The following is a 24108-nucleotide window of genomic DNA, read 5'->3' as shown; positions in this document are numbered from 1 at the left end:
TCTCCAAATATTCAGCAATCTCTTCATAGGTCAATCCCTCCACCTCTCTCAATTGAAATATCTCCTTTTGCTTTTCAGGCAAGGAATCCAAAAACCTAAAAACTAAACTCACATCATGGCTCTTGTTTTCAACTTCAGGATTATCAATTTCAATCTCCATTTCTCCCAAAGGTTCAAACCTTTTTATCTGTCTGAAGTGTTGAAGACTTTCATTTTTGACACTTCGTACCATCCAACCTGTTGGGTTCTCCATTTTTTGAAGCTCATCTTTTTTTAGCCAGGCTTTTTCAAAAACAGCTTGCAGCACATCCTGCGCCACGTCCCTATCCTTTACCCATAAGTAGGCCATACGGTAGAGTTTGCTTTTAAGCGTCCATATATGTGCTTCAAAAAATGTCTTCATTCAGGTAGGTAATGATTGGTTTTTGGAAATGTTACAGCAATTTGGAAAAAAAATCAGAGATTAGATTGATTTTAAATTATTGACATAAATAGTATGCATGCCTACTATTTATTATTTTGCAACATCAAATTTGGTGAGATGATTTCTAGTTTAAATGAGCTTAAAAAAGTAATAGACATAAAAAAAGCCCCTTCTTTCAAAGGGGCCTGTGGTGATAAGTGGACTCGAACCACCGACTCACGGATTTTCAGTCCGATGCTCTACCAACTGAGCTATATCACCGTTTCTGATAAAGTGATGCAAAGGTAGATATTTGAACCTTTCATGCAAACCATTTGAACAAAAAATTACCATAAACCCAATCAAAAAACGATAAAACAAACAATATGAGCATTTTACCGCAATTGGTTTTTCTTCTTGTTTTCGCCATAGCAGCCTATATCTTAACAAAAAGGATAAGGTACCTAAGAAGAAACATATTCCTGGGCAAAGGTGAAGCAAGAAATGACCATCCGGAAAAGCGATGGAAAACCATGCTATTGGTAGCCTTTGGTCAACAAAAAATGTTCAAAAGACTTGGCCCCGCATTCTTGCACCTGTTGATTTATGTGGCTTTTATCATCATCAATCTTGAGGTGCTGGAGTTTATCATTGATGGCATATCCGGTCAACATAGGATTTTCGCACCGTTTCTTGGTGGTCTATATAATGTGTCCATGAACATATTTGAACTTTTGGCCATCGCAGTATTGGTATCCTGCTTTGCTTTTTTGATCAGAAGAAATATCATGAGAGTTGACCGGTTGGCAATGAAGGAACTCAAAGGCTGGCCGGCATTGGATGCCAATTTGATTTTGATCATTGAGATAGTTTTGATGTTTGCTATTCTGACCATGAATGCCACTGATCAGATTCTTGCAGAAAGAGGAGTGGGAAATTATGTTGCATTGCAGGGCCTATTTTTTAGCGGTCTGATTCAACCAATATTCCAGGGGATTTCGGACGGCACATTGATATTTATTGAGCGTTTTGCATGGTGGTTCCACATTGTTGGAATCCTGGCATTTGCCATCTATGTGACTTATTCCAAGCATTCACATATTTTCTTCGCTTTCCCTAATACTTGGTATTCCAACTTGAAACCTAAAGGCCAAATGAAAAATATGGAGGAGGTCACCAATGAAGTCAACATGATGTTGGGTATTCAGACCGAAGCTTCAAGCGAACCTCCCGCAGAAATTGCAAGGTTTGGAGCAAAGGACGTTAATGACCTTTCGTGGGTGAATATTATGAATGCTTTCAGTTGTACCGAATGTGGAAGATGTACTGCAGAGTGTCCCGCAAATATCACAGGCAAAAAACTCTCCCCAAGAAAAATCATGATGGATGTAAGAGATCGGGCAGAAGAAGTAGTTAAAAGCCTTGATGCCGGAGGTCCTGGATTAGAAGACGGAAAGTCGCTTTTGGGAGACCATACCACCAAAGAAGAAATCAACGCCTGTACTTCCTGCAATGCCTGCGTGGAAGCGTGTCCAATCAATATCGACCCGCTTTCAATTATCTTACAGATGCGCAGGTATGTCGCGATGGAAGAATCCGGTTCTCCTGCACAATGGAATGCCATGTTCCAGAATATGGAAACCAGCTTCTCCCCATGGAAATTCGCACCAACCGACAGATTCAATTGGGCAGACCAGGTAAAAAATGAAGAAATTGATTAGAAGCGAGAACCGAGAAGCGAGAATTTAGACAGTCCCGCTTCTCGCTTCAATCTACAATCTAAAATCTAAAATTCTAAGATGTCAACATACAAAGTACCCACCATGGCCGATATGGCCGCTTCCGGCGAAAGTCCAGAAATTCTTTTCTGGGTAGGCTGTGCCGGTTCTTTTGATGACCGCTACAAAACAGTGACCCAGGCTTTTGTGAAAATCCTCAATAAGGTTGGGGTCAGTTTCGCCGTTTTGGGCTCGGAAGAAGCTTGTACAGGTGACCCGGCGAGAAGGGCAGGAAATGAATTTCTATTCCAAATGCAGGCCGTTGCAAATATCCATGTATTGAATGGCTATGAGGTGAAAAAAGTAGTCACTGCCTGCCCACATTGCTTCAATACCATCAAAAACGAATATCCGGCACTGGGAGGTAATTATGAGGTCATTCATCATTCGCAGTTTCTTCAGCAATTGATCAACGAGGGTAAAATAGTTCTTAAAGGTGGTGGAGAATTTAAAGGCAAGAAAATCACTTTTCACGATTCCTGTTTCTTAGGTAGGGCCAATAATGTGTATGAGGCTCCAAGGGAAGTCATCAAGGCTTTGGATGTGGAATTGGTGGAAATGAAAAGATGCCGGACAAAAGGCCTTTGCTGTGGTGCAGGAGGTGCCCAAATGTTCAAAGAACCCGAGCCCGGTAATAAAGACATCAATATCGAAAGAACCGAAGAAGCCCTGGCAACCGGTGCAACTACCATAGCGGTAGGATGCCCTTTTTGCTTGACCATGATGTCGGATGGGGTCAAAAATAAGGATAGAGAGCATGATGTCAAGGTTTATGATCTGGCAGAAATGCTTGCGAAGGATATGGGGATTTAATTTTGGGAAATCAATTTATATCCCTCTACTTACTGGAAGGGTAATTTTTGGGATTAATCCCAAATTTAACTTTCAACCTTTATAAAAGCTTGTATTTTAAATACATAATATCATTTATCCTCAATACATAAAAACTTGTATTTCTAATACAAGCTTTTATATTTGCATTGTAAATCAATGGTTTAGATGGTTTCTAAAGACACGATAAAGGAAATAATAGCAGACCAAAGCAGGTATTTTGTCTCGGATTTAATGATCAAGAGGGAAATCAACATTCCTTTGGGTGATAAGCGGGTCATTATCGTGACGGGTGTAAGAAGAAGTGGCAAGAGTATGCTGATCAGAAAAAGCTTTCAAGAAGATGGAATGTATTTGAACTTTGAGGATCCAAGACTGGTGAGTTTCGATGTCAGCGATTTCCCCAAACTCGAGGATTTACAAGAAGAGTTGGGCTATAAAGTCATGCTTTTAGATGAATTGCAATGGGTTGAAGGTTGGGAGATTTTTGCGAGGTCATTGCATGAAAAGGGAAAACATCTATATATAACCGGTTCAAATGCCAGCATGCTGAGTAGGGAATTAGGGACCCGCTTGACAGGAAGATATAAGCAGATAGAGCTTTTCCCATTTAGTTACCTGGAATTTCTGGATTTAAAGCAAATGACTCCGGGGAAGGATAGTTTTGAGTCATATTTTGAACTTGGGGGTTTTCCTGAATATTTGCAACACCAAGATCCTGAATATCTCCGGACTTTGTTGAGAGATATCATCACAAGGGATGTGGCAGTAAGAAGAAATATTCTCAATGAAATGCAATTGGTGAGATTGGGAGTTTTTCTCTGCTCAAATATTGGAAAAGAGTTGAGTTATAATCGAATGGGACAGCTTTTGGAGATCAAGTCAGTCCGTACAGTCATAGACTATTGCGATTATTTGGAAGAGAGTTATTTGTTCGATCTGATCCCTCTTTACGCCACTTCAATCAGAAAACAAATTGCCAACCCAAAAAAAATCTATGCCATAGATCCTGCTTTGGCTGTAGCCAATAGTATCTCTTTCACCAAGGACTTGGGCAGGAGATTGGAAAATTTTGTGTATTTGCAGCTTCGTAGATCATTTACTGAAATATACTATTTCAAAACTTCATCAGGGGAATGTGATTTTCTGGTCAAATGGAATGAAGTCATCATAGCTGCTGTGCAGGTCTGTTGGAAAGTAGATGAGGAAAACTTACAGCGGGAAATCAAAGGAATTGAAGAAGCAAAAAAAGCCGGAAACCTGATCAAATCCTGTATCGTCACATTTGATCAGGAAGATATCATAGGGGGAGTTGAATTGATTCCTTTTTGGAAGTGGGCACAAGAAAAAGCTGACAAATGGCTTGGTTTGGCCTAACGGAGACAATTCTGGGAATTTGCCTTGATCCAAACTAGAAAAGAAGACCATGATAATATTACCGGATTTATCATTTTGAAATATATCCAATCCACCCTTTTCTCCGTTAGTTAGAAGAACTAATTTGCCTGAATTCTCCTTATTTAAGGAATTATAAAATATCAGCTTATGTATTTACCATTCAATCAGATGCCGGACCATGCACGGGTTTGGGTTTATCAATCGGACAGAAAGTTAAATCCGGATGAGAAAAAATATATCAAGGATGTACTTGCCGATTTTTGCGAAAAATGGAATACGCATGGAGCATTGATGCCGACATCTTATGATATCCGTTTTGATCAGGTGATTATCCTTTCTGTTGATGAAAGCCAATTGGGCGCTAGCGGTTGTTCTATTGATAGTTCAGTCAGGATGTTGAAGGAAATCGAAAACAAACTTTCCATAGACTTGCTCAATCAGGGAAAAGTATCCTATTTGATTGATAGGGATTCCTTAGAGGTAAGTCCTTTGTTTGGTATCAAATCAAAAGTTGAGGAAGGAACCCTAAAGTCGGACACTACAATATTGAACCCTGTGATTCAAAAAAAATCCGATCTTCAAAACAAATGGCTGATCAGTGCAAAAGAAAGTTGGCTGAACAAATACTTTGCAAATTAATTTTGATAATTGTCCTATATTTAAAACCCACAGAATAATCCATTAATTAAATCTATGAAGCAAATTGCTGTATTTCTGGTTTTGACGGTTATCCTGATAAGTTCATGTACCAGCTTGTACCAAAAAGGACAAAACCAGTTTCAGGCCGGTGATTATCAGCTTGCCATTAATTCTTTTTCAAAAATTTTGGAAGATGAGCCTGAAAACAAAGATGCGAATTTTTATGTGGCAGAGAGTTATCGGCTTACCAACCGGATTGAGCAATCAAAGGCATATTATGAAAAAGTGGCTGAGGAGGAGGAGACATTTGATACATTCTACCGCCTTGGTCAGAGTTTGAAAAGCCAAGGGGAATATGAAGAAGCCAAAGAGGCATTTACCAAAGCCAAAGACTTAACCTTAGATGACAATTACCTTAAACTTTTAAACAGAGAAATCGACAATTTGGGAAAGATTGAGGCCATCGAAGATTATTTCCCATACATCGAAGTAGAAAACTATCGGTTACTCAACACTCCTTTAGCAGAATATTCGCCTATAGTTAATGAAGGTTATTTATATTTTACCAGCAACAGAGCAAGCAGTGGTATTTATTTGGCAACGGGCACTCCATATCTCAAAATGTTCAGGACAAGAGTAGATGGAATCAAAGTCGATATTCAGAATATTCAACAATTGCCTGAGTTCAGAAATGAAGAAAATCTCAATCAGGGATCTTTGGCAATCAGTCCTGATGGTAATACATTGATTTACGCAAGGGCCAACTCCCGGTCTCCAAAAGATTTACCTGATGTCCAACTATTTGCTTCCTATTTCAGAGGAGGAGGATTTACACAACCGATTTGGATGCCGGTCAACGAGGATGAGTTTTATACCAATACCACGCCTGCTTTCAGTCCTGATGGAAATGAATTATACTTTGCCTCTTTAAGGCCTGATGGCTTGGGAGGAATGGACCTCTATAAAGCAACTAAATTAGCCAATGGCGATTTTGGTAATGCTGTCAGTCTTGGCCCTCAGATCAATACCATGGGCAATGAAATGTTCCCCTATGTGGCACCTGACGGAAAATTATTTTATGCTTCCGATGGACATCCTGGTTTTGGGAAACTGGATCTTTTTGTGGCTGAAAAAACCGATAATGGTTGGGAGGTCAAAAACCTTGGTTCCAATATCAATTCCGTAGCAGATGATTTTGGGATTTATTTTTCCAAATATCCCACTGAGGGTTTCCTTTCATCCAACAGAGAGGGAGGATTGGGTGATGATGATATCTATTATTTTGAGGACAAAACCCCTAAACCAAAAATTGTCAATGTACTCCTCAATGTCACCACCAAGGAACTCAATGAAGATGGTACTGAAAAAATCCTTCCCCAAACAAGGGTTGTGCTTTATGACAATACCAACAAGAATATCGGAGGTGATTTCTCGAACCAAAGCGGAAGGTTGAGATTTACGCTGACACCTAATCAAGATTTCTCTATCATCGCTTCAAAAAGCGGGTATTTCACAAAGAGCATCAATTACAGTACAGTGGGAAAAACTCCGAGAGTGGAAGACCTGATCCAAGATGTGACCAATATAACATTGGATACGACGATTGTGCTGGAACCGCTAATCCTGGAAAGGTCAATCGTGCTGGACAACATCTACTATGATTTGGATAAGGCTGATATCAGGCCTGATGCGGCCATTGAGTTGGATAAATTGGTCAAAATACTCAAAGACAATCCTAGTATCAGGATAGAATTAAGCTCTCATACTGATGCCCGGGCAAGTGATGCGTACAATGATGCTTTGTCCCAAAGAAGGGCTGAATCGGCGGTTGGTTACATTGTGTCACAGGGTATTGAAGAAGATAGATTGGTTGCAAAAGGATATGGCAAGCGTCAGTTGATCATAGAAAATGCACAAACCGAAGAAGAACACCAAACCAATAGAAGGACTGAGTTTAAGGTGATTGAGATTAAGGAATGATACTTGTGACTGTTTCAAAACGGTGGAGAAAGGAGCAACATTTAATCTGCCGATAAGTTTAGGTACAGGTTTTAGTTCATACAATTTTAAAATAAAATAATGATGGAAACAGTATTAGTACAAATCAATAATAACAAGGCTTATAAGCTCTTAGAGGATTTGGAAGATTTAAATATTATCAAAGTCCTAAAAAAAAGTATCCAACCGCAGCAAAAACTATCTGAAAAGTATGCTGGGAAATTGCCATCTGATGTAGCTGATGAACTTCAAAATTACGTAATCCAAAGCCGTAACGAATGGAATAACCGCAGTATTTAATAGATACCAATGCAGTGATTGATTTTCTCGGCAATAAACTTCCAGCTTCAGGAATGAATTTATGAATGGTGTTATTGATGCCATTCCCAATCTGCATTTTCAATAACCAATCAACAACCTTCTTTTCTCCTTGTATCAATAATATAAGTAATTTTCCACCCCTCAACAGTTTTGATCAACTGAAAAGAATTGACACCACAATGGCTGAACTTATTGTTGACATAAAATTCATAGGGTGTCCATGCAGATGCCATTTGCCCGTCAACTTTTATCTGGTAATCCAAAATCCTTTCATCTAATACGGTGCCTTCTGCTGTCCCAACAACTCGGTCCACAAAATCACTAACTGTGTTAGATCCCAATTCAGCTCCTGCATCATTAGAAATGACAGTTTGCATAGTTGCTTCAGGATGAAATGCTTTCCTTAAAGTTTCGGCTTCCTTATTTTTCATCCCATCAAAAAGAGAGGCAATTACTTCCTGGACAGCCAATTCTTCCTGCGCCTGTAATGGAAAGACAGCCAAGAAAATCAATCCCAATATAATCAAAACAGGTTTCCTCATCTTTTTTGGATTGAACCACCTGTTGAAGTTTTAACATCCACGTCTTTGGGATTGCCCCCGTAATAAACCTTTGCGGCAGTGGCTACAGAGCCCTCTATGGTGGATATTGCATTAAAATGAATAGTTGCTGCAGTATTGGCCTGCAATTCAATTTGCTTCCCCGTCAGATTTTTCCCATCTATTTCAGCATTGGTAAAAGCTTTGACATTCAACTCATCCACTTCACCTCTGACAAAAATCCTGGCATTGGTCGCGGCATCAACACTTAAAACATCAGCTTCGACCTCAGCTTCCAGATAAGCGTTAGTAGTGGCAAAAAGATAGGCTTCCTGTGCAACGATGGGGTCTTTTGAAACAACACTGGCACTTGTATTGGCTTCTATTCCCAATAATTCCACATAGGTCACGACAACTGATACTGCATGATTTCTGAAGTTTCCCCTGGCCAATCTTATCTCAAGGGTCTCCCCAACCACCGTTGTTTCTACCTTTCCAACATCAATGCCGGAGACTGTAATTTCCACTATATTCTGATCTCCTTTGACCAATTCAGCTTTAATGGAATTGGAAACTTTGACTGCATTAAAATCCCTTAAATCTCTGCTGTCTTTTTGGGTTTGGGCCTGAATTGTCCCGATCAACATAAAGACCAACAATAGCATAAGTTTCGCTGTATTTTTCATTTTGGTTTAGTTTTTAAGTACTTCCATATAATTTGAAAGTGGTGTTTCTTAGTGCGGGACTATTGACTGCAAAGTGCATGGCTTCGGCGATTTCAGAAGGACTTACCCAATTGGAAAAGTCCGAATCGGACATGGCCTCCCGGTTTTCCGGTGTGTCAATAATACTTGGGACGAAGATATGTGCCCTGATTTTTGTATTTTTTGATTCTTCCGCCACGTATTTTGCCAATTCCCCTACAAGACTTTTACTCAAAGCGTATGCCACAACGCTTTTTCCATCCGCTGCATGAAGGGCCGGCCTCGCTCCCATAAATAAAAAATTCCCGAAATCTGCTTTCTTCATTACAGGAAGGAAGTTTTTGACCATATTGAAAGCTGAGTAAAAATTCAGTTTAAACATACTTTCAATATCTTCTATACTGGTCTGCTCAATATCGCCCATTCCAAATCCGCCCACCAATAGTCCGATGGCGTCCACTTCGCCATATTGGAGGTGATATTCACTGGCAAAAGCAGCAACTGCTTTTTCGTCTGAGACATCAAGTTCATATACATCATCGGCCTCTTCCACTTCATCACCCGAATCGGGTAAAATTGTTGCGATGACCGTATAGCCTTCTCTTTTGAATTTTTCAACAACTGCTTTTCCCAAATTACCTGCAGCTCCGGTCACAATAATATTCCTTTCCATAAATAATAATTTTTTATGTTTGCATTCATTTTATTCAAAACCATTCCAATCTTACCCTAACCAATGACAATCCCAAATTCACCCTTCAAAAATATTGAAACCAAGAAAAAGAGAATTTTTTTTCTCAAGCTTTTTATATTTCTGGCTTTTCTCTTTGGAGGAAGATTCTCACCTGTTGTTCAGGAATTTCTTAATGAATATCCTGGAATGGACAGTTTGCATACCGCAATTCTGTTTTTACTAGGTGGAAATATCATAATTTCCCTGGCCCGTCTCATTACGGCAAGAATTTATTTACGTAAAGCTAAAGATGAAAAGGTTCATGGCAACTTTTTATTGGGTATTTCCTGGATTTCCAATATACTAAATTCATTGGTTTTTCTTATAGCCTTCATGCTGGCATTTGATATTCAGCCATTGGAATTTCTCACAAGCCTGACCATTGTGGCTGCAGCCATCGCCATTTTGAGCAAAGACTATGTGACCAATATCATCAATGGACTTATCATGATGTTTACAGATCAATTTTCACTTGGCGATACGATTCAGATCGGGAAAACTCAAGGAGTGATTGAGGACATTACTCTACTCAATGTGGTCCTGAAAAAAGATGACGGTTACAAGACCATGGTTCCGAATAGTCTGATTTTGAATGCACAGGTAACCAATTTCAGAAATCTGGAGAAAAAGAAAATAGAATTCCCCATAGAGTTGCCCCATGGATTTAAATATGATATCTCTACGATCAATTCAAAATTAAAGGAGACTTTTGCAAATAGGGTGGAAGAAAAGTCCATTTCAAATCTAAATCTTACGCTTCAGAAAATACAAAAGGAATTTATAACCTTGAAAGTATCATTTGAAACTCCTGTTGAGAGAGAAGCCGAAGTTCAGGCTGAATTACATCAATTTTTATTATCACTATTCAATGAAAACTGAAAAGGAAAATTATTTCGACCTTGTCTATCAAGTGGTCAGGTTGATACCGAAGGGTAAAGTGACTTCATATGGTGCCATTGCCAACTATTTGGGCCTTAAAAGCGGAGCAAGGATGGTTGGCTATGCTATGAATGCTTCCCATATCCAAACTGATGTTCCTGCACACAGGGTAGTGAACAGAAACGGTGTCCTTACAGGCAAGCACCACTTTTCAAATCCCTCAGAAATGGAAATGTTGCTCAGCAAAGAGGGAGTAAAGGTCATCCATGATAAAATCCAGAATTTTGAGGATCATTTTTGGGATCCAAACAATCTGGAATTAGATATATAATCACCTATTTGAGGTATTAAACATATAAAATATAATATATTTTAACATTTTTTATCCAAATGAGTCAAATGTGTATGCTTTTTGTATGAAACAGAAAAAATCGTTTGTCGTATGGAAACAGCATTGAAAAGTAACATCGCAGAAAATCTTCGTAAGCATAGAGTTCTTAGAGGTTATACACAAGAATACATCGCTGAATATTTAGGAAAAAAAGATTACACAGCTTATTCCAGATATGAACAGGGAAGGTCCAACCTGAAAATGGAAGATGCCATCAAATTGGCCAATTTGTACGAAGTTGACGTTCAGGAATTAATATCCGTCTCTCCGACCGTGCTTCATACTTCCGAAAATGGGAAAAAATCAAATGGACTTATTTCAGTATTGGTCGATTTGGATGGAAGTAATAGTTCACTGGAAAGTAACATCATCAAACTTAAGAAAATCAATGACCTTCTTGCTAAGCAAGAACTTTGAGGTCAACGTTTCCTTATCAGGTACAATCCTGTAAACATTAACAATCCATTGAGTATCAAAATCTCAAAACCAAATTTATATCCCCATAGTAAATTTTCAGAATTCTGACTGATCAGGAAAGCCAAAACCGGTGCCAATACAGCCAAATAGGGCACCAGTTTATCTTTCACTTTCCATTTAGTAAACAAACCAAAGGCATACAAGCCCAACAAAGGCCCATAAGTATATCCTGCAATAATAAATACAGCATTGATGACGCTTTGGTCATTCAACCATCGAAAAGCCAGAATGACCAAAAACATCAGCAGGGTGAATGCGATATGGACCTGTTTACGTACGGTTACCTGTCTGTCTTTCTCATATCTTTTTTCTATTTCTAAAAAGTCATAACAGAAAGAAGTCGTTAAAGCCGTCAATGTGGAATCGGCGCTTGAGTATGCCGCAGCCGTAATACCCAACACAAAAACAATTCCTGCAAAAGCGGTAAATTCCTGTGTTGCCAATAAAGGGTACAAATCATCCGATCTCAAGGGTAGGGCCACACCATTGGTTTCTGCATAAAGATAAAGTAACAAGCCAAGACATAGAAACATCAGGTTAACAAACACGAGAATGATTGTAAACCAGAACATGTTTTTTTGGGCATCTCCAATATTCCTACAGGTGAGGTTCTTCTGCATCATATCCTGGTCTAATCCTGTCATCACAATGGTGATAAAAGCACCTGAGGCAAACTGCTTAAAAAAATTAGTCCCTGACTGCCAATCCCAATTAAAGATCTCCGACCTTGAATCCGAAGCTATGGTCCCAACAAATTCTGAGATTTTAAGAATACCAAGATCTTTGCCTATCAGGTAAATACTTACCCCTACAGCCAAAAGCATAAAGAAAGTTTGTAGCGTATCTGTCCAAACGACAGTTTTAATACCTCCCTTATGGGTATAAATCCAAATCAGGGAAACTGTAATCAAAACTGAAACCCAAAATGGGATGCCCCATTGGTCAAATAGGATCAACTGCAATACGCCCGCAACCAAAAACACCCGAATAGAAGATCCAAGTGTTCTTGAAAGGATAAAGAAAAAGGCACCGGATTTATAAGACCAAAAGCCGAATCTATCTTCTAAATATGCGTATATCGAGACCAGATTCAGCCTATAGTATAAAGGAAGCAAAACCTTGGCAATCACAAAATAACCCAATGTATACCCCAGCACCACTTGGAAATAAAAAAAATTGGTATTCCCCACTTCTCCGGGCACTGAAATAAAAGTAACCCCTGAAAGAGAGGCTCCAATCATACCAAATGCCACCAAAAACCATGGCGACTGCCTATCTCCCGTGAAAAATGTATCTTTAGAAACGTTCCTTGATGTAAACCATGAAATCAAAAACAAGAGAACAAAATATGATGTTATGACGATTAAAACTAAATTTGAATCCATAGATGATTGAAGGTCAATTATGCTAAGTTGTCTATAATAATTAAATTTGCAAAATGAATTCGCAAACACAAGCATACCCCATGGTAGAAGTAGAAGATGTCCTGCTGGAAGAATTGGTGGACATTGAAGAAAGTGAACTGATTGTCTTCAATGATGATGTCAATACTTTTGAGCATGTAGCCAAAATTTTGATCAAAGTCTGTCAACATACACCTGAACAAGCCGAACAATGTACTCTCATTATCCACTACAAAGGTAAATGTGCTGTAAAAAAGGGCAGTAGAGAAAAGCTGAAGCCCATGTGCGAGGCAATTTTGGATGCAGGTATTCAAGCCACAGTCTCATAATCCCCTGATTTGTGAATTTCCCCTCAAAATTGATAGAAGATGCAGTCAATGAAATCAGCAGGCTTCCAGGTATCGGTAAAAAAACAGCTCTCAGACTGGCACTTCATCTACTAAAGCAAAAAGAATCCGTTTCAGAGGCTCTCGCTAACTCAATCACTTCCCTTAGAAAAGATATTAAGTATTGCAATATCTGCCACAATATCTCTGATTCAGAAATATGCAGTATCTGCTCAGGTAAACGAAGAGATAAGCATTTAATCTGCGTGGTCGAAGATATTCCTGATGTGCTTGCAATTGAAAATACTTCACAATACAACGGGCTTTATCATGTACTTGGCGGGGTGATTTCACCGATCCAAGGAATAGGCCCTGATGAGCTCAATATAGAGTCGCTCATCGAAAGGATCAGAAATTCGAAATCGGATGAACAGGTAGAAGAAGTGATTTTAGCGCTGCCCGCAACCATGGAAGGGGACACCACTTCCTTTTACATCACTAGGAAACTCAAGGAACTTAAGGTCAAAGTAAGCACCATCGCTCGGGGAATCCCCATCGGAGGAGAATTGGAATATACAGATGAGGTCACCCTAGGAAGGAGTATTCTGACACGCGTAAATTATTCCGCAGATTGATAATTTCCTTTGCGCAATTCAAAAGGCTTTCTATATTTGCAATCCCAAATGGGGGAATAAATTTATGGGGGGATTATCCCGATAGCTATCGGGATGGCTAGAGTCCTGAAACATAAATTAAAGGGGGATTGTCCCGATAGCTATCGGGATGGCTAGAGTCATGAAACATAAATTAAAGGGGGATTGTCCCGATAGCTATCGGGATGGCTAGAGGATTGATATAAATAAAATTGGGGGATTGTCCCGATAGCTATCGGGATGGCTAGAGGATTGATATAAATAAAATTGGGGGATTGTCCCGATAGCTATCGGGATGGCTAGAGTGCAAATACAAATAAATGGGGGATTAGCTCAGCTGGCTAGAGCGCTACACTGGCAGTGTAGAGGTCATCGGTTCGACTCCGTTATCCTCCACTTAGAGCAGTCTGAATATTCAGATTGCTTTTTTTATTTAAATTGCGTTCAAATTCACCAATTTTGAATGGGTTTCATCAAGCTTCTCAATTAATTCCATCAGCATCCCAAGATTGATATCCTTGCAATCCTGAAAGTGTGATTTCTCAAATTGGAAGAAATCCCCCTCTTCAAAAAGCTCATCCAATTCTCTGAATTCTCCGCTCATTCCAACATTTATCATGGCGGTAAACAGTTCATTCCTTGCTTTTGCAACCGCCGAGCATGCATCCAAAAGTCTTAATTTATAAGTATCCACTATTTATCAGTTTAAAACCTGATTCCATTCTGTCCCAGTAAACTGACCGTTTCCGGCATCAAGTAGATGTTGTTGATAAACTTTCTGAAACGCCCCCATAAATTTGTCATTCACCTTTAGAGGATATAGCCTCGAAATGTCAAATTGATTCAATAAGCCATTTATAGCCTCCTCAAAACCGGGATATTCTTTGACATAAAATGTTTCCTCGGATTTCTGAAATTCAAATTCAGGTTCAAAATCAAAGATGACAGTATCATCATTGACGAAGAAGAAGGTTTCATTTCCCTCCTCTCCTTTTCTAAAAAATTTAAGAAAACCATCGTCTAGACCAATAGTGCATATCTCTTCAAAATCAAGATTCATGGAATAGGATTCAATAACACCCTGTAAAATCTCCAAAGTTTCTTCATTGGTTTTTAAGGAGGGGAAATAGGAAGCATCAGCATGTTGTACCCTCTCCCATGCCAGGTCTTTATCCAAAGTCATTTGGATAATTTCGGTTCTCAGCCCGCAACTTCTTGCTTGCTTCAGGGAATTCATGAATTCCCCGTCATTGCCGGATATACAATATTCAACCACTAGGTCAATCCCTTCAAAAAGGGCGAACATTCCTTCCTCTGTCAATGTATTGTAAATTTCCGCCAAATTGGACAAATCATCAATCGCCCCAGTATTTCCAAATAGCTTTTGACTTTGCAAAGAAATGTCCAGAAGAAAGAATTTTACACCGTCTTTATATTTATTTTGGATGTATGTACTTTTTCCTGTACCGGGTGCACCGATTACAAAAATTATCTTGTTCATATTCTGTTGATTTTTGTGTTATGATTACCTAATCAATTTACGCAAACACGAATTAATGAAAAAATAAATGACAGCTATTGTCCCAATAAAATATTGGTTGGAAATCAATTCAAAAATTCATTCCATTCCTTGAAATTGAAATCGGTTTTTTGAAATCCAAGGAATTTTTGATAGGCCTTATTGAAAGCACTTGTGTACTTTTCATTTATCCTCAGTGGGTATAATTGAAAAATATGGTATTTACTCTGAATGTTTTCGAAAGCTTCCTGAAAACTCTTAAATTCTTTTACTTCTCTTTCACCGTGGTTTTGACCAAACTCTTCATCGAAGTTATAATTGAAAATACACTTTTGATTGGTGGCATAAAAAAATATTTCATTGCCCTTATTTTTATGTTTATAAAATTTAATTAAAACATTTTTCCCACCTACCACACATATTTCTTCTATACCTATACTTTCCGCATAAGTACTGATGATCGTCCTGATAATTCTATTCCTGGCCAAGTGATCAATACCTGAAATCCATTGTGCATTTTTTAATTCATTATGGAAATCAATGACTTCTGTTTTCAATCCAATATTTTCGGCTGAATGAATCAGTATATTCAAATCGGTTTCCTGCTTTTGTTTTACATATTCCACCACTAAATCACAGCCTTTGATAAGGGATTGGATCCCAAGTTCCACTATGTCTTTTTGTTCTAAGTTATCATCAGAAAGATCTAGAGCCCTGTAATTGAACAAATCACTTGTATCCAGGATTTTGCACTTTTCTCTATCCTTATAATTTTCGGCTATAAATCTTGATTTATCCTGTTCTGTGGCATTGATAAGAAATATGATTCTCATTACAAGAAGTTTAGAGTTGGACACATATAGAAATCAAATTTTCTTTTTGAAAAAAATGCCCCGTCAAAGCGGAGTTTGAAACTACATGTACGCATCTTACCACTCATTTAGATTATTAAGAAAGCAAAAAATTCAAAATTTAAATATCAACATTTATTTGCTTAGGAAAACATATATATCAGAAAAACCAAAACACCAAAAACTATACCCATCAAAAATATATTGTAGGCATATCCAAGCATATTGTATTTTCTTTTTAGCACTTTCCCCTGATAATAAACTGCGATTGACATTTGTTCATTGATCTCTTTTTCCTTCGGCAGGATTTTTTCAACCTCTGTTAAATACTCAGGCAGTGTATAATTGGCCACTTCGCCAAAGAATAATAAGCTTGCTTTACCCCTATTCTGAAAGTCCTGGTTTTTATCGATAATTTTCGGTTTAGCTGCCTGAACTGCTAGTATTGTAGACGCAAGGCATGAGATCAGAATCAATGCGATGGGAAGAATCATTTTAGATCCTGCGAGATCGAGTTCATCCGAAATTGTACCATACCCAGCTATTGCAACGATGGAGGAAATCACCAAAGCATTGATACTGATGATCATATTGGCTTTGTTGTCGGCAATCTGAAGTAAGTTGCAATTGTTTTTAAAAGTAACCCTAAAAAAGGTTTGCCGTTCTCTGACTGAAGTGTCTTTTTCCTTTTTCGAGATTTTCTGTTCTTCCATACAGGCTTATATTATTGGGGCTTAATTTACAAATAAAATTTATGTTTTATGATCAGGACTAAAATAGGGTGAAAATTTTAAAATCTCCTACTTCTTGACTTATTGCCCGAACGAAAAAAATTAGACAAAATAGGTCAAGGTACCAACCATACTGAAGACCATTCGCTGTTACCATCATCAATTTCCGCCTTTTTGAACTGAACCCTGATATGTGTCAAGCCATTCAATTGCAACCCTTCAACTTGTGATGGGCTAAATTTGATCAAGCAGAAATGCGAGTCATTCATTTCGGCTGACCAAAGATATGCTTTTTCAGGTTCCGGAATTATGGTCCCTGGTGCTAAAACGGAGTTATAGGTTTTTTTTGACTCTCCTTGTACACTGGACCAAAAAGATTCACTGAGTTCATTTTTGATGTGGATTTCAGCTTTACCTGTTACCTTGATCTGAGTACGTTTTCCAGGATGATAAAAAAGGAGTACAACATTCCCATCATCCATCAATTGCGATACTTTAGTGGACCTTGCGTCTGTGAAGAAGTAAAAGTTAAAGTCCTTGTCTATCTTACGCAATACCACATACCTAACATCAGGACCTTCTTTCCCCTGGGTCGCAAATGAAACAAACCTAAAAGGATGCTTTGAATCCAAAGCACCACGGTTCAACTCATGCCTGATAGCATGAAAAATATCATCTAAAGAATCTTCACAGGAAAACAGCATATCTAGATTTTTTTTAAATCCAACTCAAAATATACCCATTCAGATGTATATATGTTTGAAATGTACGGAAAGAAAAAAAGCGCAGAGGAAGCTCTACGCTATTTATAATTTTGAAAGATTTTGACTATTACACTTCCACTGTATCTATATTTTTGAAATAAACCTGCTTTTCTGCATCAAGATCTACCAACACAGCAGAATCATTTTTGATGTATCCAGAAAGAATCTGCTTGGACAGTTCATTCAGGATCAACCTTTGCATGGTTCTTTTCAGAGGCCTGGCCCCAAATTGGGGATCAAACCCCACTTCTCCCAAATGATCCAAAACTTCTTGGGTTGCATCTATTTCTATATTGGATTCCGAAAGTCTTTTTTGAATTTCCCTCCACTGAATGTCCACAATTTTGCGGATGACCTTTTGATTGAGCGGTTCAAACATGATCGTTTCATCGATCCTATTGAGAAATTCCGGTCTGACTGATTTTTTGAGAAGGTCATAAACCTCTGATTTGGTCTTTTCCATTATTTCTTCCTTATTCCATTCTTCCATATCGGAAAACCTTTCCTGAATCAGATGAGATCCTATATTGGTGGTAAGGATAATGATGGTGTTCTTAAAATTGGCAATTCTGCCTTTATTATCTGTCAACCGGCCATCATCAAGTACTTGAAGCAGAATATTGAAGACATCCGGATGGGCTTTTTCTATTTCATCAAGTAGCACCACAGAATATGGCTTTCTTCTAACCGCTTCTGTCAATTGACCTCCTTCATCATATCCGACATATCCCGGAGGTGCTCCAACCAACCTACTGACGGCATGTCTTTCCTGATACTCGGACATGTCAATCCTGACCATGGCATTGTCATCATTGAAGAGATATTCCGCAAGTGCCTTTGCCAATTCTGTTTTTCCAACTCCTGTGGTCCCCATAAATATGAATGAACCAATCGGACGCTTTGGATCCTGAAGCCCGGCCCTACTTCTCCTCACTGCATCTGCCAATGCCGTAATCGCTTCTTTTTGTCCGGCAACCCTTTTTCCCAATTCATCTTCCAGGTGCAATAATTTTTCTCTTTCACTTTGAATCATCTTGGACAAAGGGATACCTGTCCATTTTGAAACTACAGCAGCTATATCCTCATTATCCACTTCCTCTTTAAGCAAGGGAGAACCTTCTTGCATTTCTTCCAATTGCTTTTTGAATTGGTCAAGTCTATTTTCAGCTTCAACTATTTTACCATAACGGATTTCAGCCACCTTTCCAAAATCCCCCGCTCTTTCTGCTTGTTCGGCTTCCAGTTTTAGCTTATCAATGTTCTCCTTTTCAGTTCTTATACCGGTGATGACAGATTTTTCGCTTTCCCATTTGGCCTTGAGGTTTTGCCTTTTTTCCGAAAGTTCTGCAATCTCTTTACTGAGTACAGTCTCCTTGTCTTTATTGTTTTCTCTCCTGATAGCCTCTCTTTCAATCTCCAGTTGCATAATCTTCCTGTTGAGTTCATCCAACTCCTGCGGAAGTGAGTCTATTTCCATCCTCAATTTCGCCGCAGCTTCATCCATGAGATCTATGGCCTTATCGGGAAGAAATCTATCTGAAATATACCTTTGGGAAAGTTCGACCGCAGCAATGACTGCATCATCTTTGATCCTCACACCATGGTGAAGTTCATATTTGTCTTTGATACCACGCAAGATGGAAATGGCATCCGCTGCATCCGGTTCATTGACCATCACAGACTGAAACCTCCTTTCCAGGGCCTTGTCCTTTTCAATATACTTTTGGTATTCCTTCAGCGTGGTGGCTCCAATTGCATGCAATTCGCCTCTAGCCAAAGCGGGTTTGAGCAAGTTGGCTGCATCCATGGCACCTTCACCTCCTCCACCCGCTCCGATCAAAGTGTGGATTTCATCAATAAAAAGAATGATTTCACCATCCGAGTCAGTCACTTCCTTGATCACCGCTTTTAGCCTTTCCTCAAATTCTCCTTTGTATTTGGCACCGGCTACCAACAATCCCATATCCAAGGAGATCAAAGTCTTGGACTTCAGGTTTTCGGGAACATCACCACTGATGATTCTCTGGGCCAATCCCTCCACAATGGCCGTCTTGCCCACTCCGGGTTCACCGAGAAGTATCGGATTGTTTTTGGTCCGTCTGGCCAAAATCTGAAGCACCCTTCTTATTTCTTCATCCCGGCCAATCACAGGATCTATTTTACCCTTTTTAGCCAATTCATTAAGGTTTTTGGAGTATTTTTCCAAAGCCCTGTATTTTGATTCCGCATTTTGATCTGTCACTTTATTTCCTTGTCTAAGTTCTTTTATTGCCTCTATCAAAGGTTTTTCAGAAAGGCCTTGATCTTTTAACAATTGGGCAGCCTTATCATTCCCTCCCAAAATTGCCAATAACAAATGCTCAATCGCAATAAACTCATCTCCGAATGTCTTGAGGTAATCCTTTGCTTTGGACAAAACCTGATTGGAGGTGTTGGACAAATAAGGCTGCTGCCCGCTTACCTTTGGGTAGGATTTGATCAGATCGTCTGTTTTTTGACTGATTAGTATTTTATTTACACCTAACTTTTTGAATAAAAATTCGGTTACGTTTTCATCTTCAGAAAAAATGCCTTTTAACAAGTGGGCAGGTTCTATGGCCTGTTGCTGCCCGGCCGAAGTTACCTCCACTGCTTTTTGGATGGCTTCCTGGGATTTGATGGTGAATAGTTTGAAATCCATGATATGTATGTGGTTATCTGTTACCTTTTCAGTTTACCTCATTAGAAATGAGTTGGTCTCACCATACGATCAAATCTTCCACCAATTCAAATTAGGTAAAAAATTCGGAAATAATGTCCTGAAAATTCCTCCTATTCTTAATTATCAAGACTTTTTGACATAAAAAAAGCCACCGTTCCTTATCGAATAGTGGCTTTTTTGGAGTTTGGTAAAATCAGTTTTCGTCCTCAAATTCAACTTCCTTTTCCTCCTTATTTAAACTATACCTGTCTATATCCCGCTGATACCTATCAGCATTGGCCTCTGCCTGTTGAATTGCTATTTCACTTTTCCTCATGTTCAACTCCATTTTAGCCAAATTCACATCCGTGGTTTTATCCTTTAGTTTTGCCTTTTCATATTTAAGGTTTTGTTTGGCAAGTTTGATCTCGGCTTTTTGCATGGCTGTCAAAGCTTTATCGTAATTTTTTTGTGCTACCTGCAGATTTTTGATTCTCTTGAGTTCAGCCTTTTCAGCAGCTTCTTTTTGCTTTTTTTCTTTTAAAGCAGCCTTGTCCTGAGTTTTTTGTAGTGCAGCGGCTCTTTTTTCTTCCTGTAAAGCTTTTTTCGCTTCCACTTTTTCTTCCTTGCTTAATTTTACTTTTTCTTGTGCAAAAGCAGCATTGGAAAAAGCCAAGGATAAAATTAATGTCATCAAAAATGAGTATTTTTTCATTTTAAGATTATTTTTAATCCAAATATAATCTAACTTCCATAGAAGTTCAATAATCATTTGTATTTTTTTGATGTCCATTTATTTTTTTTAGACCACAAAACAATTATTTTTACTTTGCTAAATTCACCTATTTTAAACATGAGAATACAATTTCTTGTATCGAAAGCAGTATGAATCCCGAATTTTATTTTAACCCATACGCTATACCGGTTTTCATTACGAGCCTGTTATTTATAGCATTCACAGTGTTTTCTTTCAAACGCCAAAATCAATATGGAGAAAAATATTTTTCATTATTGATGTTTGCCTGTTTTATATATTCATTTTTTTATGGAACAAGTTTGTTGGTCGCAAGTGCTGAAAGTCTCAATTTCTTTCATAAACTTGAATTTGTTGGTGGTGTATTTGTTGCTCCTTTTTTATTGCTTTTAGTTCTAAAATATTCAGACCAGGCAAAGTACATCAATCCACATTGGGTATCGGGGATGTTTGGACTTTCTGTTTTATTCCTTGTTCTTGTTTTGTCCAATGACTTTCACCATCTTTTTTACAAAAAAATTTCCGCTATTGACAATTCTTATTTTATTTCAAAACACCTTGTCCGAGGCCCAATGCATTGGATATATGCAGGATATAATTCCTTTTTGATTTTGATTTCTAATTTTCTGCTGGTCAGGATGTTCAGTACCATACCCTATTCGTACAGAAAACAGGTCTTGGTCATGCTATTGGGAACCATCGTTCCATGGATTGCTTACATTGTAGTGGTATTTGGATATTATCCTTTTGGTTTAGACCCTTTACCATTCTTTCTGGCATTAAGTGGTGGTTTATTTTTTTGGGCTTTGTTCCGCCAACAATTGTTCAGGGCAAACCCAATAGCATTCAAAACTATTTTTGAAAATATCTCTGATGGGGTTTTGATCATCAATTTGGAAGGAGAATTGGTCGCATCCAATCGCGCTGCCGAAAAATTCTTTTCAAAGATGACCAAATTGAAAGTATCAAACATTGATCAGATCAGAAAATTGTCAAAGGAGTTTGATTCACTTTTCACCGGTGAAAAACCCGGCGAAATGATTGAAATCAAATTGGCAGATGAAAATAAGACTTTTGCTGTATATCTGAAAGATATAGAAAAAGAACCCTACAACACCAAATTACCTCATTTCCAATACCTGTTTATCCGCGATATTTCAAATCAAAAGTCAACGGAAGAAATCATCAAAGCCAATGAACTGAAGCTTCAAAATGCCAATGCATACTTGGTGAGAAATGAAAAAATGTTGACTTCAATTGCATTTGCTACAAAAGAATTGTTGTCCAACCAACACTTCCCCACAGCAACCCAAAAAGCAATGGCCCTGTTGGGAGACGGTGCAGGTGTGGACAGAGCCTATCTGTTTGAGAATTTTCATGATGAAGAGGGAAATATCTTTTGCCATCAAAGGTACGAATGGAGTGCATTGGGTGTCCCGCCCGAAATTGACAACCCGGATCTTCAGGGACTTCCTGTAGGCCTTTTTGGGGAGGGCACACAGGCTATGTTGAAAAACCGGCCCTATCATGCTATTGTGTCCAAAATAGACAATGATCCTGAACTGAAGGAGCTACTCGAAAGTCAGGAAATCAAGTCTATCTTGTTGATTCCTATTTATGTCAAGGAATATTTCTGGGGATATGTAGGATTTGACGATTGTACCAATGAAAGAAATTGGAGTGAGGCCGAAACTGCCCTTTTGATCAGTTTTGCAGACAGTATTTCCAATGCCATTGAGAGGAAAAATCTGGAAAAGAGTTTGATCCAGTCCATGGAACAGGCCAAAGAAGCCAGCGTAGCCAAATCTGAATTTCTGGCCAACATGAGTCATGAAATCCGAACGCCGCTCAACGGGGTAATCGGTTTTTCTGATCTTTTGATGAAAACATCCCTAGATGACAATCAAAAGGGATTTTTGAAATCAATCATTCAATCCGGAAATTTATTACTTGACCTGATCAATGATATTCTGGATTTTTCCAAAATCGAAGCCGGAAAACTTGAACTTAATCCTGATTGGGTCAATTTAAGAGAACTATCAACTGATACACTGAAGATTATTCAACCTTTTGCCAAGGATAATAACCTGGAACTGATCCTGACTATTGACAAAGACCTGCCCGAATATGCCCATGTGGATACGACAAGATTGAAGCAGGTCTTGATCAATTTACTGAGCAATGCTGCAAAATTTACACCAAAAGGATATATAGAATTAGCGATTAAAGGTGAGCAAATCGATGATACAGATCTACACGGAGTGTCGTTTTCTGTCATCGACTCAGGCATAGGTATCTCAAAGGAAAAAGAAAAAATAATTTTTGAGGCTTTTGCACAGGAAGATAATTCCACGACACGGAAATACGGCGGAACCGGACTAGGTCTCACCATTTGTAGTAAGTTGCTGGACTTAATGGGCAGTAAGTTGATATTGAAAACCGAAGTAGGTAAAGGAAGTGAATTCTGTTTTTCTTTGGATCTACCACTTTCATCAGAAAGGAAAGAAACCGAAGATCAAATTCCGAAGAATGAAGTACACACAAACCTTATTTCCATTTCGGATAAGACTTCTAAATCTACCCGTAAAATTCTTTTAGTTGATGATAACCCTGTCAATATGTTATTGGCAAAGTCTATTGTTAAAAGCCTGATTCCTTCTGCCATTATATTTGAAGCTTATAATGGGCTTGAAGCAGTAGCCCAATATGAAAAAGAAAAACCTGATATGATATTTATGGACATCCAAATGCCGGAAATGAGCGGCTATGAAGCCACAAAAAATATCCGTCTTCTGGAAACTGAAATCCAAACACCAATCGTAGCATTGACGGCAGGAACTGTCAAGGGAGAACAACACAGGTGTATAGAAGCAGGTATGAATGATTATTTAAGCAAACCGGTCCTGGTTTCGGATATTGCAGAAATGATCAAAAAATACTTAGATCCTTTATCAGAGATCAATAACTCCCCAAAGGATCAAACCAATCTCAAACTTACAAAACTGGAAGAGTATAGGCACAGTGACCCTGATTTTTATAAGGAACTTTTAGAAGTCAGTTATGCCAATATCGCCAAACTGAAAATCACCTTAAAAAGGAATTTAGAAGAACAAAACATCCATTCCATCAAGCAAACCGGACATGCCTTAAAAGGAGTTGGCTTGAATTTAAACTTGGAGGATCTGGTAACCTATTCTTCGGCGGTAGAAGGCCTTGGGAGTTTTGATGAGGTAAGTCATGTTGTCATTGATAAGTTAAGTGAGGAACTTGAAAAAATACTGAAATCCCTTCATGCAGAGATGGAAAAGTTCGGTTGATAGTGCCGCCTGGCCTCCA

At 38.6% G+C, this 24108-nt stretch carries 24 protein-coding genes and 2 tRNA genes; 13 read left to right on the top strand and 13 right to left on the bottom strand.

Annotated elements, in window-relative coordinates; genetic code table 11:
- Positions 1-403: RNA polymerase sigma factor (locus tag ACEW8O_RS12380; protein WP_373494939.1), on the bottom strand; the 403-nt coding region annotated here is incomplete at its 3' end.
- A 209-nt stretch (positions 404-612) separates the two neighbouring features.
- Positions 613-685 (bottom strand) — tRNA-Phe (locus ACEW8O_RS12375).
- A 104-nt stretch (positions 686-789) separates the two neighbouring features.
- Between ACEW8O_RS12375 and ACEW8O_RS12370 the strand changes: the two genes are divergently transcribed.
- The 6 genes from ACEW8O_RS12370 to ACEW8O_RS12345 all read left to right on the top strand — a co-directional run bounded on the left by ACEW8O_RS12370 (position 790) and on the right by ACEW8O_RS12345 (position 7347).
- Positions 790-2124 carry a 4Fe-4S dicluster domain-containing protein gene (locus tag ACEW8O_RS12370; protein WP_373494938.1) on the top strand — a complete coding sequence of 445 codons (1335 nt, stop codon included), beginning with the start codon at positions 790-792 and terminating at the stop codon, positions 2122-2124.
- Positions 2125-2202: 78 nt separating this feature from the next.
- The gene (locus ACEW8O_RS12365; RefSeq protein WP_373494937.1) at positions 2203-2994 is read left to right on the top strand and encodes a (Fe-S)-binding protein; all 792 of its coding nucleotides are present in this window, start codon (positions 2203-2205) and stop codon (positions 2992-2994) included.
- A 186-nt stretch (positions 2995-3180) separates the two neighbouring features.
- Entirely contained in the window at positions 3181-4389 is a 1209-nt protein-coding gene (locus ACEW8O_RS12360) for an ATP-binding protein (protein ID WP_373494936.1), read from the top strand.
- 168 nt (positions 4390-4557) lie between these two features.
- Positions 4558-5049, top strand: a complete 492-nt coding sequence (locus ACEW8O_RS12355) for a hypothetical protein (protein WP_373494935.1) — start codon at positions 4558-4560, stop codon at positions 5047-5049.
- A 54-nt stretch (positions 5050-5103) separates the two neighbouring features.
- On the top strand, positions 5104-7029 hold the full coding sequence (locus ACEW8O_RS12350) for an OmpA family protein (RefSeq protein ID WP_373494934.1): 1926 nt from the start codon (positions 5104-5106) through the stop codon (positions 7027-7029).
- 102 nt (positions 7030-7131) lie between these two features.
- On the top strand, positions 7132-7347 hold the full coding sequence (locus ACEW8O_RS12345; RefSeq protein WP_373494933.1) for a hypothetical protein: 216 nt from the start codon (positions 7132-7134) through the stop codon (positions 7345-7347).
- 110 nt (positions 7348-7457) lie between these two features.
- On the opposite strand, the gene ACEW8O_RS12340 is transcribed toward ACEW8O_RS12345, so the two are convergent.
- From ACEW8O_RS12340 to ACEW8O_RS12330, 3 genes are read right to left on the bottom strand one after another with little or no spacing between them, the layout of a single operon-like run.
- Entirely contained in the window at positions 7458-7910 is a 453-nt protein-coding gene (locus ACEW8O_RS12340) for a nuclear transport factor 2 family protein (RefSeq protein ID WP_373494932.1), read from the bottom strand.
- The gene (locus ACEW8O_RS12335; RefSeq protein WP_373494931.1) at positions 7907-8593 is read right to left on the bottom strand and encodes a head GIN domain-containing protein; all 687 of its coding nucleotides are present in this window, start codon (positions 8591-8593) and stop codon (positions 7907-7909) included. The genes ACEW8O_RS12340 and ACEW8O_RS12335 overlap by 4 nt, the downstream gene beginning before the upstream one ends.
- 13 nt (positions 8594-8606) lie before the next feature.
- Positions 8607-9284, bottom strand: a complete 678-nt coding sequence (locus ACEW8O_RS12330) for an SDR family oxidoreductase (RefSeq protein WP_373494930.1) — start codon at positions 9282-9284, stop codon at positions 8607-8609.
- A 63-nt stretch (positions 9285-9347) separates the two neighbouring features.
- Between ACEW8O_RS12330 and ACEW8O_RS12325 the strand changes: the two genes are divergently transcribed.
- The 3 genes from ACEW8O_RS12325 to ACEW8O_RS12315 all read left to right on the top strand — a co-directional run bounded on the left by ACEW8O_RS12325 (position 9348) and on the right by ACEW8O_RS12315 (position 11031).
- On the top strand, positions 9348-10223 hold the full coding sequence (locus ACEW8O_RS12325; RefSeq protein WP_373494929.1) for a mechanosensitive ion channel family protein: 876 nt from the start codon (positions 9348-9350) through the stop codon (positions 10221-10223).
- The gene (locus ACEW8O_RS12320) at positions 10213-10554 is read left to right on the top strand and encodes an MGMT family protein (protein WP_373494928.1); all 342 of its coding nucleotides are present in this window, start codon (positions 10213-10215) and stop codon (positions 10552-10554) included. The genes ACEW8O_RS12325 and ACEW8O_RS12320 overlap by 11 nt, the downstream gene beginning before the upstream one ends.
- Positions 10555-10665: 111 nt before the next feature.
- Positions 10666-11031 (top strand): helix-turn-helix domain-containing protein, encoded by a 366-nt coding sequence (locus ACEW8O_RS12315; RefSeq protein WP_373494927.1) that lies wholly within the window; start codon positions 10666-10668, stop codon positions 11029-11031.
- A gap of 2 nt (positions 11032-11033) precedes the next feature.
- On the opposite strand, the gene ACEW8O_RS12310 is transcribed toward ACEW8O_RS12315, so the two are convergent.
- Positions 11034-12476 (bottom strand): sodium:solute symporter, encoded by a 1443-nt coding sequence (locus ACEW8O_RS12310; RefSeq protein WP_373494926.1) that lies wholly within the window; start codon positions 12474-12476, stop codon positions 11034-11036.
- A 53-nt stretch (positions 12477-12529) separates the two neighbouring features.
- Here ACEW8O_RS12310 and ACEW8O_RS12305 point away from each other — a divergent pair, with 53 nt between their 5' ends.
- The 3 genes from ACEW8O_RS12305 (at position 12530) to ACEW8O_RS12295 (ending at position 13869) form a co-directional block, all read left to right on the top strand.
- Entirely contained in the window at positions 12530-12823 is a 294-nt protein-coding gene (locus ACEW8O_RS12305) for an ATP-dependent Clp protease adaptor ClpS (protein ID WP_373494925.1), read from the top strand.
- Between the two features lie 11 nt (positions 12824-12834).
- Positions 12835-13455 (top strand): recombination mediator RecR, encoded by a 621-nt coding sequence (recR, locus tag ACEW8O_RS12300; RefSeq protein WP_373494924.1) that lies wholly within the window; start codon positions 12835-12837, stop codon positions 13453-13455.
- Positions 13456-13795: 340 nt separating this feature from the next.
- A tRNA-Ala gene (locus ACEW8O_RS12295) sits at positions 13796-13869 on the top strand.
- A gap of 37 nt (positions 13870-13906) precedes the next feature.
- Here the strand turns inward: ACEW8O_RS12295 and ACEW8O_RS12290 are convergent.
- The 7 genes from ACEW8O_RS12290 to ACEW8O_RS12260 form a co-directional block, all read right to left on the bottom strand.
- Entirely contained in the window at positions 13907-14167 is a 261-nt protein-coding gene (locus tag ACEW8O_RS12290) for a hypothetical protein (protein ID WP_373494923.1), read from the bottom strand.
- Between the two features lie 6 nt (positions 14168-14173).
- Entirely contained in the window at positions 14174-14974 is an 801-nt protein-coding gene (locus tag ACEW8O_RS12285) for a hypothetical protein (RefSeq protein ID WP_373494922.1), read from the bottom strand.
- A gap of 104 nt (positions 14975-15078) precedes the next feature.
- Positions 15079-15825, bottom strand: coding sequence for a hypothetical protein (locus ACEW8O_RS12280; RefSeq protein WP_373494921.1), 747 nt, complete (start codon positions 15823-15825; stop codon positions 15079-15081).
- 161 nt (positions 15826-15986) lie between these two features.
- On the bottom strand, positions 15987-16556 hold the full coding sequence (locus tag ACEW8O_RS12275) for a Pycsar system effector family protein (RefSeq protein ID WP_373494920.1): 570 nt from the start codon (positions 16554-16556) through the stop codon (positions 15987-15989).
- Positions 16557-16690: 134 nt separating this feature from the next.
- Positions 16691-17278 (bottom strand): pyridoxamine 5'-phosphate oxidase family protein, encoded by a 588-nt coding sequence (locus ACEW8O_RS12270; RefSeq protein WP_373494919.1) that lies wholly within the window; start codon positions 17276-17278, stop codon positions 16691-16693.
- Between the two features lie 127 nt (positions 17279-17405).
- Positions 17406-20018, bottom strand: coding sequence for an ATP-dependent chaperone ClpB (gene clpB / locus ACEW8O_RS12265; protein WP_373494918.1), 2613 nt, complete (start codon positions 20016-20018; stop codon positions 17406-17408).
- Positions 20019-20232: 214 nt separating this feature from the next.
- Positions 20233-20733, bottom strand: coding sequence for a hypothetical protein (locus ACEW8O_RS12260; protein WP_373494917.1), 501 nt, complete (start codon positions 20731-20733; stop codon positions 20233-20235).
- 170 nt (positions 20734-20903) lie between these two features.
- On the opposite strand from ACEW8O_RS12260, the gene ACEW8O_RS12255 reads away from it, so the two are divergent.
- Positions 20904-24089, top strand: coding sequence for a histidine kinase N-terminal 7TM domain-containing protein (locus tag ACEW8O_RS12255; RefSeq protein WP_373494916.1), 3186 nt, complete (start codon positions 20904-20906; stop codon positions 24087-24089).
- The last annotated feature ends 19 nt before the right edge of the window (positions 24090-24108 follow it).

Origin of the sequence: Aquiflexum sp., assembly GCF_041749095.1 — a bacterium.
In the GTDB taxonomy this organism is placed as follows: Bacteria; Bacteroidota; Bacteroidia; order Cytophagales; family Cyclobacteriaceae; genus Aquiflexum.
Note: the sequence above shows the minus strand (reverse complement) of the source record. Positions and strands in the feature narration are given on the sequence as shown.

What these genes read in the sequence shown, in the direction of transcription:
- ACEW8O_RS12280 (WP_373494921.1), bottom strand. Translation starts at nt 15,825, where the DNA reads ATGAGAATCATATTTCTTATCAATGCCACAGAACAGGATAAATCAAGA.
- ACEW8O_RS12350 (WP_373494934.1), top strand. Translation starts at nt 5,104, where the DNA reads ATGAAGCAAATTGCTGTATTTCTGGTTTTGACGGTTATCCTGATAAGT.
- ACEW8O_RS12285 (WP_373494922.1), bottom strand. Translation starts at nt 14,974, where the DNA reads ATGAACAAGATAATTTTTGTAATCGGTGCACCCGGTACAGGAAAAAGT.
- clpB (WP_373494918.1), bottom strand. Translation starts at nt 20,018, where the DNA reads ATGGATTTCAAACTATTCACCATCAAATCCCAGGAAGCCATCCAAAAA.
- ACEW8O_RS12360 (WP_373494936.1), top strand. Translation starts at nt 3,181, where the DNA reads ATGGTTTCTAAAGACACGATAAAGGAAATAATAGCAGACCAAAGCAGG.
- ACEW8O_RS12345 (WP_373494933.1), top strand. Translation starts at nt 7,132, where the DNA reads ATGGAAACAGTATTAGTACAAATCAATAATAACAAGGCTTATAAGCTC.
- ACEW8O_RS12270 (WP_373494919.1), bottom strand. Translation starts at nt 17,278, where the DNA reads ATGCTGTTTTCCTGTGAAGATTCTTTAGATGATATTTTTCATGCTATC.
- ACEW8O_RS12365 (WP_373494937.1), top strand. Translation starts at nt 2,203, where the DNA reads ATGTCAACATACAAAGTACCCACCATGGCCGATATGGCCGCTTCCGGC.
- ACEW8O_RS12255 (WP_373494916.1), top strand. Translation starts at nt 20,904, where the DNA reads ATGAATCCCGAATTTTATTTTAACCCATACGCTATACCGGTTTTCATT.
- ACEW8O_RS12330 (WP_373494930.1), bottom strand. Translation starts at nt 9,284, where the DNA reads ATGGAAAGGAATATTATTGTGACCGGAGCTGCAGGTAATTTGGGAAAA.
- ACEW8O_RS12310 (WP_373494926.1), bottom strand. Translation starts at nt 12,476, where the DNA reads ATGGATTCAAATTTAGTTTTAATCGTCATAACATCATATTTTGTTCTC.
- ACEW8O_RS12320 (WP_373494928.1), top strand. Translation starts at nt 10,213, where the DNA reads ATGAAAACTGAAAAGGAAAATTATTTCGACCTTGTCTATCAAGTGGTC.
- ACEW8O_RS12305 (WP_373494925.1), top strand. Translation starts at nt 12,530, where the DNA reads ATGAATTCGCAAACACAAGCATACCCCATGGTAGAAGTAGAAGATGTC.
- ACEW8O_RS12370 (WP_373494938.1), top strand. Translation starts at nt 790, where the DNA reads ATGAGCATTTTACCGCAATTGGTTTTTCTTCTTGTTTTCGCCATAGCA.
- ACEW8O_RS12355 (WP_373494935.1), top strand. Translation starts at nt 4,558, where the DNA reads ATGTATTTACCATTCAATCAGATGCCGGACCATGCACGGGTTTGGGTT.
- ACEW8O_RS12325 (WP_373494929.1), top strand. Translation starts at nt 9,348, where the DNA reads ATGACAATCCCAAATTCACCCTTCAAAAATATTGAAACCAAGAAAAAG.
- ACEW8O_RS12315 (WP_373494927.1), top strand. Translation starts at nt 10,666, where the DNA reads ATGGAAACAGCATTGAAAAGTAACATCGCAGAAAATCTTCGTAAGCAT.
- ACEW8O_RS12335 (WP_373494931.1), bottom strand. Translation starts at nt 8,593, where the DNA reads ATGAAAAATACAGCGAAACTTATGCTATTGTTGGTCTTTATGTTGATC.
- ACEW8O_RS12260 (WP_373494917.1), bottom strand. Translation starts at nt 20,733, where the DNA reads ATGAAAAAATACTCATTTTTGATGACATTAATTTTATCCTTGGCTTTT.
- ACEW8O_RS12275 (WP_373494920.1), bottom strand. Translation starts at nt 16,556, where the DNA reads ATGGAAGAACAGAAAATCTCGAAAAAGGAAAAAGACACTTCAGTCAGA.
- ACEW8O_RS12340 (WP_373494932.1), bottom strand. Translation starts at nt 7,910, where the DNA reads ATGAGGAAACCTGTTTTGATTATATTGGGATTGATTTTCTTGGCTGTC.